We start from the raw sequence: 12,937 nt of genomic DNA, 5'->3' as shown, positions 1-12,937 counted from the left end.
AAATCAAGCACATACCTCGGAAACAACCTTCACGAGCTCCTCGGCGTAACTGCGGACCTGCTTTTCGTCGTCCCCTTCCACCATCACACGCACCAGCGGCTCGGTCCCGGACTTGCGCAACAGTACTCGCCCGCGCCCCGCCATGCGTTCGGTGACCCTGGCACAAGCGTCCTTAACGGCCGGGTGCTCGACAGGATCCAGGCCTTCCCCGCTGTAGCGGACATTGAGAAGAACCTGCGGGCACTTGCGCATGCCCTGGCGAGCCTCCGCCAGCGACTGGCCACGGCGCTGCAGGGCCAGCAGCACCTGCAGCGCCGCAATCAAGGCATCGCCGGTGGTGGTGAAGTAGCTGCAAAGGATGTGTCCGGAATTTTCCCCGCCCAGGGTCCAGCCACGCTCATGCATCTCGGCAATCACATAGCGATCGCCGACCTTGGCACGAGTAAAGGGAATCCCCATCTCGGCAAGCGCCAGCTCCAGACCAAGATTGGTCATGAGCGTACCCACGACGCCATCATTGCTGAGCTTGCCCCGCTCCTGGAGATCGCGGGCAATGATGTACAGCAGCTCATCCCCGTCCACGATGGCGCCTGTGTGGTCGACCATCAGCACGCGGTCGCCGTCGCCATCGAAGGCAATACCGATGTCCGCATGTTGGGCCACGACCTCGGCCTGCAAGGCCTGCATGTGGGTGGAGCCGCATTTGTCATTGATGTTCAGGCCGTTGGGCTGCGCCGCAAGCACCGAAACGTTGCCCCCCAACTCACGGAACACACTCGGCGCCACCTTGTAGGTCGCACCATGGGCACAGTCGACGACGATCTTCATGCCGCCCAGGTCCGTGCTCATCGGCACCGTGCTCTTGCAGAACTCGATGTAGCGCCCCGCCGCGTCGTTGATCCGGGAAACCTTGCCGAGGTTGGCCGACTCCACCACCTGCATCGGCTGGTCGAGCAGCTCCTCGATCATCAATTCGACTTCATCGGAGAGCTTCACACCCTGGCCGGAGAAGAACTTGATGCCGTTGTCGCTGTGGGGGTTGTGGGATGCGCTGATCACGATGCCCGCATCCGCCAGAAAGGTGCGCGTCAGGTAGGCAATCGCCGGCGTGGGCATGGGACCCAGCAGCATCACGTCGGCACCGGCGGCAGAGAGACCAGCCTCCAGGGCGGACTCGAACATGTAGCCGGAGATCCGCGTGTCCTTGCCGATGAGGATTCGGCACTTGCCCTGCTTGCGGAACGCCATGCCCGCCGCCCAGCCGAGCTTGAGCATGAAGTCCGGAGTGATAGGGAATTGCCCAACGTGCCCACGAATGCCGTCGGTGCCAAAGTACTTTCTGCTCATCTACTGCTCCGCGATTCCTACTCCGCCGCTTCGACTGCGGCGATCATTCTGATGACATCAACCGTCTCGGCCACATCGTGTACCCGCAGGATGCACGCGCCCTTTGAGACGGCCAGGGCTGCTAGCCCAAGACTGCCGTACAGGCGCTGGTCGACATCACGCCCCAGCACCTGACCGATCATGCTTTTCCGCGACACACCGACTAACAGGGGACGACCAAGCCCCCCCAGCTCAGCCAGATGACGAAACAGCACGAGATTGTGCTGGAGACTCTTGGCAAAGCCGAACCCGGGATCGAGCACGATTCGCTCTTCAGGAATACCGGCTTCGCTGCAGGCTCTCATGCGCTCCTGCAGGAAATCACCGACTTCCCGGACGACATCGTCGTAGGCAGGCGCATCCTGCATGTTGCCGGGCTCTCCACGCATGTGCATCAGGCACACGGGAAGACCACTGTCCGCGGCAGCATCCAGCGCTCCATCCCGGCGCAAGGCTCGCACATCGTTGATGAGGCCCGCGCCCAACCTGGCGCCTTCCCGCATCACGGCAGGGGTGGACGTATCCAGGGAGATGATGACATCCAGCTCGCGCGCAATCGCCTCGACCACTGGCGCGACTCGCTCCAGCTCCTCGGTAGGCGAGACCGGGCGAGCGCCAGGCCGAGTCGACTCCCCGCCGACATCGATGAGCGTCGCTCCGGACGCCACCATGGCGCTGGCGTGACGCAGCGCCGCGTCGCGCTGACTGAAGCGACCGCCATCGGAAAAGGAGTCGGGAGTTACGTTAAGGATGCCCATGACATGCGGGCGCCCCAAATCAAGAACCCGGTTGCCGCAAGGCAACCGGGTCGGGTACTGCATGGAACTCATCAAGAATCCTTAGTGTTCGCCAGCGGGCCCACCGATCGGATTCTCCGGGCGAGGCGACTCCTCACGCGGAGCGGACTTGCCGGAGGTACCCGAGCCACCTTGCCAATCCTTGGGCTCGCGCGGCTGGCGCCCAGCCATGATGTCGTCGATCTGGTCGGCGTCGATGGTTTCGAATTTCATCAACGCCTCGGCCATCATGTCGAGCTTGTCGCGGTGATCCACCAGGATCTGCTTGGCGGTGGCATAGCAGTGATCGATGATGCTGCGCACTTCCTGATCAATGAGCTGCGCGGTCTGCGCCGATACATTCGAGTGCTGACTACCAGCACTGCGCCCCAGGAAGACCTCACCCTCTTCTTCCGCATACATCAGCGGACCGAGCTTCTCGGACAAGCCCCACTTGGTCACCATGTTCCGCGCGATCTGGGTCGCACGCATGATGTCGTTGGACGCGCCCGTGGTCACGCCGTCGAAGCCCAGGGTCATTTCCTCGGCGATCCGGCCGCCGAACAGCGAGCAGACCTGGCTGATCAGCGCGCGCTTGGACAGGCTGTAGCGATCCTCTTCAGGGAGGAACATGGTGACGCCCAGCGCCCGGCCACGCGGAATGATCGAAACCTTGTAGACCGGATCATGCTCCGGAACGATGCGACCCACGATCGCGTGACCGGCCTCGTGGTAGGCGGTATTAAGCTTCTCCTTCTCCGACATGACCATGGTCTTGCGCTCGGCGCCCATCATGATCTTGTCCTTGGCCAGTTCGAACTCACGCATCTCGACGATGCGCTTGTTCACACGGGCAGCGAACAGCGAAGCCTCGTTGACCAGGTTCGCCAGGTCAGCCCCCGAGAAACCGGGCGTGCCACGGGCGATGACAGCAGGATCCACATCGTCGCCAACCGGCACCTTGCGCATGTGCACCTTGAGAATCTGCTCGCGCCCACGGATGTCCGGCAGACCTACAACCACCTGGCGATCGAAGCGGCCCGGGCGGAGCAGCGCCGGGTCGAGCACATCCGGACGGTTGGTGGCGGCGATCACGATGATGCCGTCGTTCATTTCGAAACCGTCCATCTCCACCAGCAACTGGTTGAGGGTCTGCTCGCGCTCGTCATGACCACCACCCAGGCCGGCGCCGCGATGGCGACCGACGGCGTCGATCTCGTCGATGAAGATGATGCAGGGGGCGTGTTTCTTGGCCTGGTCGAACATGTCGCGTACACGTGAGGCGCCCACGCCAACGAACATCTCGACGAAATCAGAACCGGAAATGGTGAAGAACGGAACCTTGGCTTCGCCCGCAATCGCCTTGGCGAGCAGGGTCTTGCCGGTACCGGGCGGGCCGACCATCAGCACGCCACGGGGAATGCGACCGCCCAGGCGCTGGAACTTGCCCGGGTCACGCAGGAACTCGACAAGCTCGCCGACTTCTTCCTTGGCTTCGTCGCAACCCGCGACGTCGGCCAGGGTGGTCTTCACCTGGTCCTCGGACAGCAGGCGGGCCTTGCTCTTGCCAAAGCTCATCGGGCCACCACGGCCACCGCCACCGCCCTGCATCTGACGCATGAAGAACATGAAGACCGCGATGATCACCAGGATGGGGAAGCTGGCAACGAGCAACTGGGTCCAGATGCTCTGCTGCTCAGGCTGGCGCCCCTCGATGACCACGTTGTTGTTGACCAGGTCACCGATCAGGCCGTTGTCCTGAATGGCAGGCCGGATGGTCTTGAAGGTATCGCCGTCATTGCGCTTGCCGGTGATGACATAGCCATCGACGGTGACGCGCTCGACCTTGCCGTCCTTCACCTGCTGGATGAAGTCGGAATAGTTCAGCGTCTGCGGTTCGCTGGGGCTGGAGAAGTTGTTCATCACCGTGACCAGTACGGCGGCGATGATCAGCCACAGGATCAGGTTCTTTGCCATGTCGTTCAATTAGCTACCCTCTGGAGCAGGCTCCGTCACGGAACGTGCCCCGCATGACGGCTGGTTATCAACCGGCCTAACTTACACCACAACCCCTGCCGGCCGGCAGGCGCCGTCTGTAACCCTTTATGATGCCTGGCGCTCGCCGTGACGGCGGTCCCACTCCATGAGACCCGCGAACCACCTGTCTGTCGCAGTCTATTCCCCGCGGAAGCCGCGCGCGAGCAGGTATTGCTCACGGGAGCGATCACGCGACGAAAGCGGTTTGCGCATCAGCACCTTGTCGAACATTTCCTTGACCTGCTTGTGGTAGAGGTCAAATCCCTCACCCTGGAATATCTTGATCAGGAAATCGCCACCCGGCGTCAGGACTCGCACCGCAAGATCGAGCGCCAGCTCGCACAGGTACATGGCACGCGGCTGATCGGCCGCCCTGACACCACTCATATTGGGGGCCATGTCGGAAATCACAAGGTCGACCGGGTGCTCGCCGATCGCCTCGAGGATCCGGGCAAAGACCACATCGTCGGTGAAGTCCCCCTGAATGAAGGTGACGTCCGGAATGCTGTCCATTTCAAGGATGTCCGACGCGATGAGCCGCCCTCGATCGCCGATCACCCGACTGGTGACCTGGGACCAGCCGCCCGGCGCAGCCCCGAGGTCGACCACGGTCATGCCGGGTCGAAGAATGCGGTCCTTCTCCTGAATCTCCAGCAGCTTGTAGCTGGCACGCGAACGATAACCATCCTTCTGCGCCATCTTGACGTATGGGTCATCGAAATGTTCTTTCAGCCAACGATGGCTAGTCTTGGAACGGGCCACGGGATACCTCGTGTTCGGCTGTGCGCCCCGAAGTCACTCGGGTAAACTAGCAGCCTTTTTTCGCAGGGGTCTGATTATGGCGCTCTCTCAGGAGCACAAGAAGCAATACAAATCTATAGGCCACCACCTGAAACCGGTATTGATCGTGGCCGAGAACGGCCTGACCGAAGGGGTCCTGGCCGAACTGGATCGTGCGCTCAACGATCACGAACTGATCAAGGTGCAGTTCCGCATCACCGAACGCGAGGATCGGCGCGCACTGATTGACGAGCTTTGCGAAGCCGGCAAGTGCGAACTGGTTCAGGTCATCGGCAAGATGGCGCTGATCTACCGCCGCAATCCCAAGCCCAACCGCAACCTCTCCAACATCAGCCGCTTCAGCGGCCTTTGATGCCTTGAAGCCGACGGGGCGCCACTTAGCGCGCCCTGCGGCGATCACTGCCCGGCACGGGCTGCACGACCAGCAACGCACCACACAGCGTCAACACCATGTAGCTGAATGCCAACAGGCGAGCGAACTCGGCTTTCCAGAAGCTGACGACCAGAAAGATCATTGCCGCCAGCAGGATGACCAACAGCAACTGCCCTCGCGAATCCCGCAACACACTGCGCGCGCCCTCCAGCCAGGCCAGCAGCCCCAACTGAAGCACGCCACAGAACGCCGCAAACCCCACCAACAGCGGGGAAAGGCTGCGAGACAGCTCTTCCACCAACAATGGCGCGAATCCCACTCGCTCCAAGGCTGGCAGAACCACGAAGTGCAGCAGCCAGAGGCCGCCGACCCAGAATGTCTGGGCCAGCTGCCACCCGGCTACCGCCGCACGGGACGAGCGTCGATCAGATATGGCGAACCTCGACGATCTCGTACTCGACCAGACCGCTGGGCGTCTTCACCACCACCACATCACCCTCGACCTTGCCCACCAGCGCTCGCGCGATGGGGGAGCTGACCGAGAGCTTGCCACGCTTGATGTCGGCCTCGTCGTCACCCACGATCTGGTAGGTCACGGTTTCGTCGGTCTCGACGTTGGCGATGTCCACGGTCACACCGAAGATCACCTTGCCACTGTGGGGGATGGTGGTGATGTCGATGATGTGGGCGTTGGACAGCTTGGCCTCGATGTCGCGGATGCGCGCCTCGGCCAGGCCCTGCTGCTCACGGGCAGCATGGTACTCGGCGTTCTCCTTGAGATCGCCCAGCTCACGCGCCTCGGCAATGGCCTGGCTGATCTTCGGGCGCTCGATCTTGAGCGCCTTGAGTTCGTCTTCCAGGGCCTGAGCGCCCTGGATGGTCATCGGAAACTTGGTCATGCGTTGATTCCTGCATGGAGATCCTGCAAGCGGCGCACGGTCTTCTCGGGACCGAACTTGAGCGCCTCACAGACCGCCTGCCCCGCCGCGATGGTGGTGGTGCAGTAGATCTTGTGCTGCAGGGCGTTACGACGGATCGAGTAGGAGTCGGCAATGGACTGACGCCCCTCGGTGGTATTGATGATCAGGGTGACCTCGTCGTTCTTGATCATGTCGACCACATGGGGACGACCTTCGGTCACCTTGTTCACCCGGCGTACCGGCAGGCCGGCGGCCTCGATGACACGCGCGGTACCGGCAGTCGCCACGACCTCGAAGCCCAGCGCCACCAGGTCACGAGCGACTTGAACGGCCTCGGCCTTGTCGTCTTCGCGCACGCTGATGAAGGCAGTACCGGAGTTCGGGAGGATCTCGCTGGCACCGAGCTGGGCCTTGGCAAAGGCCTCGCCGAAGGTATCACCCACGCCCATGACCTCGCCAGTGGACTTCATTTCCGGGCCGAGGATCGGGTCGACGCCCGGGAACTTGGCGAAGGGGAACACCGCCTCCTTGACGCTGAAGAACGGCGGGATGATCTCCTGGGTGAAGCCGACCTCAGCCAGGCTCTTGCCTGCCATGACGCGTGCGGCCACCTTGGCCAGGGACTCGCCGATGCACTTGGAGACGAACGGCACGGTACGGGACGCGCGCGGGTTCACCTCGATCACGTAGATGTCCTCGCCCTGCACAGCCATCTGCACGTTCATCAGGCCGACGACGCCCAGCTCCAGGGCCATCTTCTTGACCTGCTCGCGGATCTCGTCCTGGATGTGCTTCGGCAGCGAGTACGGCGGCAGCGAGCACGCGGAGTCACCGGAGTGCACGCCGGCCTGCTCGATGTGCTGCATGATCGCGCCGATCACGACGGTTTCGCCATCACACACCGCATCCACGTCCACCTCGATGGCGCAGTTGAGGAAGCGATCCAGCAGCACCGGGCTGTCGTTGGAGACCTTCACGGCCTCACGCATGTAGCGCTTGAGCTCTTCTTCCTGGTAGACGATTTCCATCGCACGGCCGCCCAGCACGTAGGACGGACGCACCACCATCGGGTAGCCGATGCCTTTGGACAGGGCCAGGGCTTCGTCTTCGCTACGGGCCGTGGCGTTGGCCGGTTGGCGCAGGTTGAGACGCTGGACCATCTGCTGGAAGCGCTCGCGGTCTTCGGCACGGTCGATGGCATCCGGGCTGGTGCCGATGATCGGCACGCCGGCCTCTTCGAGGGCGCGGCACAGCTTCAGCGGGGTTTGGCCGCCGTACTGCACGATGACGCCCTTGGGCTGCTCGACGCGGACGATCTCCAGTACGTCTTCCAGGGTCACCGGCTCGAAATACAGGCGATCCGAGGTGTCGTAGTCGGTGGAGACGGTCTCCGGGTTGCAGTTGACCATGATGGTCTCGTAGCCGTCTTCGCGCATCGCCAACGCGGCGTGTACGCAGCAGTAGTCGAACTCGATGCCTTGGCCGATGCGGTTGGGGCCGCCACCCAGGATCATGATCTTGTCGCGACCGGACGGGTTCGCCTCGCACTCTTCCTCGTAGGTCGAGTACATGTAGGCGGTGTCGGTGGCGAACTCGGCAGCACAGGTGTCGACGCGCTTGTACACCGGCAGCACTTTCAGCTTGTGGCGATGGGCCCGCAGGTTCTTCTCGGTGACACCCAGCAGCTTGGCGAGGCGCGCATCGGAGAAGCCCTTGCGCTTGAGGCGGCGCATCAGCTCGTAGTCGATCCCGGACAGACCCAGGGTCTGCACCTGCTGCTCTTCCTTCACCAGGTCTTCGATCTGGATCAGGAACCACTCATCGATGCGGGTGAGGTCGAACACTTCTTCGACCGTCTTGCCGGCGCGGAATGCATCAGCCACGTACCAGATACGCTCGGCGCCCGGCACGGTCAGCTCGCGCTTGAGGATGCTCTCGGCCTCGGGGTCGGCCAGGTCCAGCTTGGGATCGAAGCCGGCAACGCCGACTTCCAGACCACGCAGGGCCTTCTGCACGGACTCCTGGAAGGTGCGACCGATGGCCATCACTTCGCCCACGGACTTCATCTGGGTGGTCAGGCGGGCGTCAGCCTTGGGGAACTTCTCGAAGGCAAAGCGCGGAACCTTGGTCACCACATAGTCGATGGCCGGCTCGAAGGACGCCGGGGTACGACCGCCGGTGATGTCGTTCTGCAGTTCGTCCAGGGTGTAGCCGACAGCCAGCTTGGCGGCGATCTTGGCGATCGGGAAGCCGGTGGCCTTGGAAGCCAGGGCGGAGGAGCGGGATACGCGCGGGTTCATCTCGATCACGACCATGCGGCCGGTGTTCGGGCAGATGCCGAACTGCACGTTGGAACCGCCGGTCTCCACGCCGATCTCGCGCAGCACCGCCAGGGAGGCGTTGCGCAGGATCTGGTATTCCTTGTCGGTCAGGGTCTGCGCGGGCGCCACGGTGATGGAGTCACCGGTGTGCACGCCCATCGGGTCGAAGTTCTCGATGGCGCAGACGATGATGCAGTTGTCCTTCTTGTCGCGGACAACCTCCATCTCGTATTCCTTCCAGCCGATCAGGGACTCGTCGATCAGCAGCTCGTTGGTCGGGGACAGGTCCAGGCCACGAGCACAGATCTCTTCGAACTCTTCACGGTTGTAGGCGATGCCGCCACCGGTGCCGCCCATGGTGAAGGACGGACGGATGATGCAGGGGAAGCCGACCATCTCGAGGACGCCATAGGCCTCCTCCATGCTGTGGGCGATGCCGGAGCGCGGGCAGGCCAGGCCGATGTCCTTCATGGCCTTGTCGAAGCGCGAACGGTCCTCGGCCTTGTCGATGGTGTCGGCGTTGGCACCGATCATCTCGACGCCGAACTTCTCCAGGACGCCATGGCGCTCCAGGTCCAGGGCGCAGTTCAGCGCGGTCTGGCCGCCCATAGTGGGCAGGAGGGCGTCAGGACGTTCCTTCTCGATGATCTTGGCAACGGTCTGCCACTTGATCGGCTCGATGTAGGTGGCGTCGGCCATGGCCGGGTCGGTCATGATGGTGGCCGGGTTGGAGTTCACCAGGATGACGCGGAAACCTTCTTCCTTCAGGGCCTTGCAGGCCTGGGCGCCCGAGTAGTCGAACTCGCAGGCCTGGCCGATGACGATGGGGCCGGCGCCGAGGATCAGGATGCTTTTGATATCTGTACGTTTTGGCATGGTCTTACTCGAATCCTTGGGTCAGTCGGCGAGGATCAGCGGCGCTTGGCCATGGTTTCGATGAAGCGATCGAACAGCGGAGCCACATCGTGCGGACCGGGGCTCGCCTCGGGGTGCCCCTGGAAGCTGAAGGCCACCTTGTCGGTACGCTCGATGCCCTGCAGGGTGCCGTCGAACAGCGACTTGTGGGTGGCACGCAGGTTGGCCGGCATGCTGGACTCGTCCACGGCGAAACCGTGGTTCTGGCTGGTGATCATCACCACGCCGGAATCCAGGTCCTGCACCGGGTGGTTGGCACCGTGGTGGCCGTGGCCCATCTTCATGGTGCGAGCACCGGAGGCCAGGGCCAGCAACTGGTGGCCCAGGCAGATACCGAACACCGGGATGTCGGTCTCAAGGATTTCCTTGATGGCGGCGATGGCGTAGTCGCAAGGCTCCGGGTCACCCGGGCCGTTGGACAGGAAGACGCCATCCGGATTCAGGGCGAGCACGTCCTTGGCCGGGGTCTTGGCCGGCACCACGGTCAGGCGGCAACCACGTGCGACGAGCATGCGCAGGATGTTCAGCTTCACGCCGTAGTCATAGGCCACCACGTGGTAGGGCAGCTCGGCAGCAGCGATCTCGGGGTGGCTGTCGCTTTCCAGGTTCCAGACACTGGAGCGCCATTCATAAGGCTTCTCGCAGGTCACTTCCTTGGCCAGGTCCATGCCCTTCAGGCCCGGGAAGCTGCGTGCCAGTTCCAGTGCCTTTTCCTCGGTGGCATCGGCGCCGACGAGGATGCAGCCGTTCTGGGAGCCCTTCTCACGCAGGATGCGGGTCAGGCGGCGGGTATCAAGCCCCGCGATCGCAACGGTACCGGTCGCCTGCAGGTATTCCGGCAGGGACTGCTTGCTGCGCCAGTTGCTGGCCAGCAGCGGCAGGTCGCGAATGATCAGGCCGGCGGCCCAGACGCGGTCGGACTCGGCATCTTCCGGCGTGATGCCGGTGTTGCCGATGTGGGGATAGGTCAGGGTGACGATCTGCTGCGCATAGGAAGGATCGGTGAGGATTTCCTGGTAGCCGGTCATGGCAGTGTTGAACACCACCTCTCCGATGGTCTGGCCGTCGGCCCCGATGGACTCGCCGCGGAAAATGCTGCCGTCGGCAAGCGCGAGTATGGCTGGCTTAGTCAAGAAGACCTCCCGTATCTAAGGCTGAAGCAAACGCAGATTGTAAAAAAGCGGGATGACGTTGATACCGTCACCCCGCTTTTTTATCTGAGCCATTTCTGCGTAACTTTTAGTGGACACACTAAAGCTGCAGCTTACAGGAATGCGTCATTTCGGTCCACAGGAAAGACATCACCAAACTGCATTCCGCGACCAACAATCAGCGCAGACCCAGCACATCCTGCATGTCGTACAGGCCGGCACCCTGGCCATCCAGCCACAGCGCGGCACGTACGGCGCCACGGGCGAACGTCATGCGACTGGACGCCTTGTGGGTGATCTCGACGCGCTCGCCATCGGCCGCGAACAGGACGGTATGGTCGCCGACCACATCACCTGCACGCACGGTGGCGAAGCCGATGGTTTCGCGCTCGCGAGCGCCCGTCTGCCCTTCACGGCCATAAACCGCCACCTTCGACAGGTCGCGCCCCAGGGCCTCGGCCACCACCTCACCCATGCGCAGCGCGGTGCCGGAGGGGGCATCCACCTTGTGACGGTGATGGGCTTCGATGATCTCGATGTCCACTTCGTCGCCGAGCACCCGCGCAGCGGTGTCCAGCAGCTTGAGGCAGAGATTCACCCCGACGCTGAAGTTTGCGGCAAAGACGATGGGGATCTGCTTGGCCGCCTCGGCCAGCAGCGCCTTCTCCTCGGCGGTGAAACCGGTGGTGCCGATGACCATGGCCTTGCCCGCCTGGCGACAGACCTCCAGGTTCTTGAGGGTCACCGACGGGTGGGTGAAGTCGATCAGCACGTCGAACTCGTCCACCACCTTGGCCAGGTCGCCCGAGAGCGGCACACCGATACGCCCCAGCGCAGCCAGCTCACCCGCATCAGCCCCCACCAGGGTGCTGTCGGGCCGATCGATGGCGGCGGTCAGGCCGGCACCCGGGTTCTGCTGGACCGCTTCGATCAGGGTCTTGCCCATGCGCCCGGCGGCGCCCATCACTGCAATACGTCGCATAACGAACAAAGCTCCAAGCTAGAAGCGCCAGGCCCCGCGCACGACCAGGCCAAGCCTGCCGTGCGCCGCCTGGCGCCCTGCGTCAAAGATCACCAAAGAAGCGCTTCATGCCTTCGAACCAGGTGCTGGCCTTGGGCGAATGGGAGCCGTCACTCTGCAGGCTCTTGCGGAACTCTTCCAGCAGTTCCCGCTGGCGCTTGTCCAGGTTCACCGGCGTCTCGACCACCACGCGGCACATCAGGTCGCCCGCGCCACCGCCCCGCACAGGGGCAACGCCCTTGCCACGCAGACGGAACAGCTTGCCGGTCTGGGTCGCCTCGGGGATCTTCAACTTGACGCGGCCGTCCAGGGTCGGCACCTCCAGCTCACCGCCCAGCGCCGCATCGGCGAAGCTGATCGGCACCTCGCAGTACAGGTGCTTGCCGTCACGCTGGAAGATCGGGTGCTCACGCACGTTGACCACCACGTACAGGTCGCCGGGCGGACCGCCCATCACGCCCGCCTCGCCTTCGCCGGACAGGCGGATGCGGTCGCCGGTGTCCACGCCGGACGGCACCTTCACCGACAGGGTCTTGTGCTCTTCCACACGCCCCTGGCCATGGCAGCTGCCGCACGGGTCGCTGATCATCTTGCCGGTGCCGTGGCAGCGCGGGCAGGTCTGCTGGACGGAGAAGAAGCCCTGCTGCATGCGCACCTGCCCAATGCCACCACAGGTGGTGCAGGTGACGGGGCTGGTGCCTTTCTTCGCACCGGAGCCATCGCAGGTCTTGCAGTTGACCAGGGTCGGCACACGGATGGTCACGGTCGTGCCGCGAACCGCCTCTTCGAGATCCAGCTCAAGGGTGTAGCGCAGGTCGCTGCCGCGCTGGGCACCGCCACGCTGGCCACCGCGCTGGCCACCGAAGAAGTCGCTGAACACGTCGCCGAAGATGTCGGAGAAGCTGGCGCCACCGAATCCCGCCCCACCGCCGCCGCCCATCTGCGGATCGACGCCGGCATGGCCGTACTGATCGTAGGCCGCGCGCTTGCTGGCATCCGAGAGGATTTCGTAGGCCTCGTTGGCCTCCTTGAATTTCTCCTCGGACTCCTTGTCCCCCGGGTTGCGGTCCGGGTGGTACTTCATGGCCAGGCGACGATAGGCCTTCTTCAGCTCGGCCTCGCTGGCGCCACGCTCCACACCGAGGATTTCGTAAAAGTCACGTTTAGCCATTGGTTCTCTGCACTCTGAAAGTTTCGCGCCCTCCAGACACGCCGACGCGGGAGCAAGCCCCCGCG

11 protein-coding genes are annotated in these 12,937 nt (G+C 63.3%); 1 reads left to right on the top strand and 10 read right to left on the bottom strand.

Going from position 1 to position 12,937, the window contains the following annotated elements; genetic code table 11:
- Window positions 1–3: 3 nt before the first annotated feature.
- From glmM to rlmE, 4 genes are all read right to left on the bottom strand, one after another.
- The gene (gene glmM / locus SZ55_RS25665; RefSeq protein WP_044413727.1) at window positions 4–1,347 is read right to left on the bottom strand and encodes a phosphoglucosamine mutase; all 1,344 of its coding nucleotides are present in this window, start codon (window positions 1,345–1,347) and stop codon (window positions 4–6) included.
- A 17-nt stretch (window positions 1,348–1,364) separates the two neighbouring features.
- Window positions 1,365–2,216: a dihydropteroate synthase gene (folP, locus tag SZ55_RS25660; protein WP_044413724.1), complete on the bottom strand. Its 852-nt coding sequence runs from the start codon at window positions 2,214–2,216 to the stop codon at window positions 1,365–1,367.
- Window positions 2,217–2,225: 9 nt separating this feature from the next.
- The gene (ftsH, locus tag SZ55_RS25655) at window positions 2,226–4,139 is read right to left on the bottom strand and encodes an ATP-dependent zinc metalloprotease FtsH (RefSeq protein WP_044413721.1); all 1,914 of its coding nucleotides are present in this window, start codon (window positions 4,137–4,139) and stop codon (window positions 2,226–2,228) included.
- 198 nt (window positions 4,140–4,337) lie between these two features.
- Window positions 4,338–4,961: a 23S rRNA (uridine(2552)-2'-O)-methyltransferase RlmE gene (gene rlmE / locus SZ55_RS25650; RefSeq protein WP_044413718.1), complete on the bottom strand. Its 624-nt coding sequence runs from the start codon at window positions 4,959–4,961 to the stop codon at window positions 4,338–4,340.
- A 76-nt stretch (window positions 4,962–5,037) separates the two neighbouring features.
- On the opposite strand from rlmE, the gene yhbY reads away from it, so the two are divergent.
- Complete coding sequence (gene yhbY, locus SZ55_RS25645) at window positions 5,038–5,352, top strand: ribosome assembly RNA-binding protein YhbY (protein WP_044413714.1); 315 nt, start codon at window positions 5,038–5,040, stop codon at window positions 5,350–5,352.
- A 25-nt stretch (window positions 5,353–5,377) separates the two neighbouring features.
- Here the strand turns inward: yhbY and SZ55_RS25640 are convergent, their stop codons facing one another.
- From SZ55_RS25640 to dnaJ, 6 genes are all read right to left on the bottom strand, one after another.
- Window positions 5,378–5,677: a DUF4149 domain-containing protein gene (locus tag SZ55_RS25640; protein ID WP_306344600.1), complete on the bottom strand. Its 300-nt coding sequence runs from the start codon at window positions 5,675–5,677 to the stop codon at window positions 5,378–5,380.
- 121 nt (window positions 5,678–5,798) lie between these two features.
- Window positions 5,799–6,272 carry a transcription elongation factor GreA gene (gene greA, locus SZ55_RS25635; protein WP_044413709.1) on the bottom strand — a complete coding sequence of 158 codons (474 nt, stop codon included), beginning with the start codon at window positions 6,270–6,272 and terminating at the stop codon, window positions 5,799–5,801.
- Window positions 6,269–9,490, bottom strand: a complete 3,222-nt coding sequence (gene carB, locus SZ55_RS25630; RefSeq protein WP_044413706.1) for a carbamoyl-phosphate synthase large subunit — start codon at window positions 9,488–9,490, stop codon at window positions 6,269–6,271. Before carB ends, greA begins: the two co-directional genes overlap by 4 nt.
- A gap of 35 nt (window positions 9,491–9,525) precedes the next feature.
- Window positions 9,526–10,662: a glutamine-hydrolyzing carbamoyl-phosphate synthase small subunit gene (gene carA, locus SZ55_RS25625; protein WP_044413703.1), complete on the bottom strand. Its 1,137-nt coding sequence runs from the start codon at window positions 10,660–10,662 to the stop codon at window positions 9,526–9,528.
- A 196-nt stretch (window positions 10,663–10,858) separates the two neighbouring features.
- Window positions 10,859–11,662 carry a 4-hydroxy-tetrahydrodipicolinate reductase gene (gene dapB / locus SZ55_RS25620; protein WP_044413699.1) on the bottom strand — a complete coding sequence of 268 codons (804 nt, stop codon included), beginning with the start codon at window positions 11,660–11,662 and terminating at the stop codon, window positions 10,859–10,861.
- 82 nt (window positions 11,663–11,744) lie between these two features.
- Window positions 11,745–12,872 carry a molecular chaperone DnaJ gene (gene dnaJ / locus SZ55_RS25615; protein ID WP_044413696.1) on the bottom strand — a complete coding sequence of 376 codons (1,128 nt, stop codon included), beginning with the start codon at window positions 12,870–12,872 and terminating at the stop codon, window positions 11,745–11,747.
- Between the last annotated feature and the right edge of the window lie 65 nt (window positions 12,873–12,937).

Origin of the sequence: Pseudomonas sp. FeS53a (genome assembly GCF_000931385.1) — a bacterium.
GTDB lineage: Bacteria > Pseudomonadota > Gammaproteobacteria > Pseudomonadales > Pseudomonadaceae > Metapseudomonas > Metapseudomonas otitidis.
This window is presented reverse-complemented; position numbering and strand designations above follow the sequence as displayed.

Excerpts from the sequence above, each read along its gene's own strand:
- glmM (WP_044413727.1), bottom strand. The coding sequence starts at position 1,347 with ATGAGCAGAAAGTACTTTGGCACCGACGGCATTCGTGGGCACGTTGGG.
- folP (WP_044413724.1), bottom strand. The coding sequence starts at position 2,216 with ATGAGTTCCATGCAGTACCCGACCCGGTTGCCTTGCGGCAACCGGGTT.
- ftsH (WP_044413721.1), bottom strand. The coding sequence starts at position 4,139 with ATGGCAAAGAACCTGATCCTGTGGCTGATCATCGCCGCCGTACTGGTC.
- yhbY (WP_044413714.1), top strand. The coding sequence starts at position 5,038 with ATGGCGCTCTCTCAGGAGCACAAGAAGCAATACAAATCTATAGGCCAC.
- greA (WP_044413709.1), bottom strand. The coding sequence starts at position 6,272 with ATGACCAAGTTTCCGATGACCATCCAGGGCGCTCAGGCCCTGGAAGAC.
- carB (WP_044413706.1), bottom strand. The coding sequence starts at position 9,490 with ATGCCAAAACGTACAGATATCAAAAGCATCCTGATCCTCGGCGCCGGC.
- dapB (WP_044413699.1), bottom strand. The coding sequence starts at position 11,662 with ATGCGACGTATTGCAGTGATGGGCGCCGCCGGGCGCATGGGCAAGACC.
- dnaJ (WP_044413696.1), bottom strand. The coding sequence starts at position 12,872 with ATGGCTAAACGTGACTTTTACGAAATCCTCGGTGTGGAGCGTGGCGCC.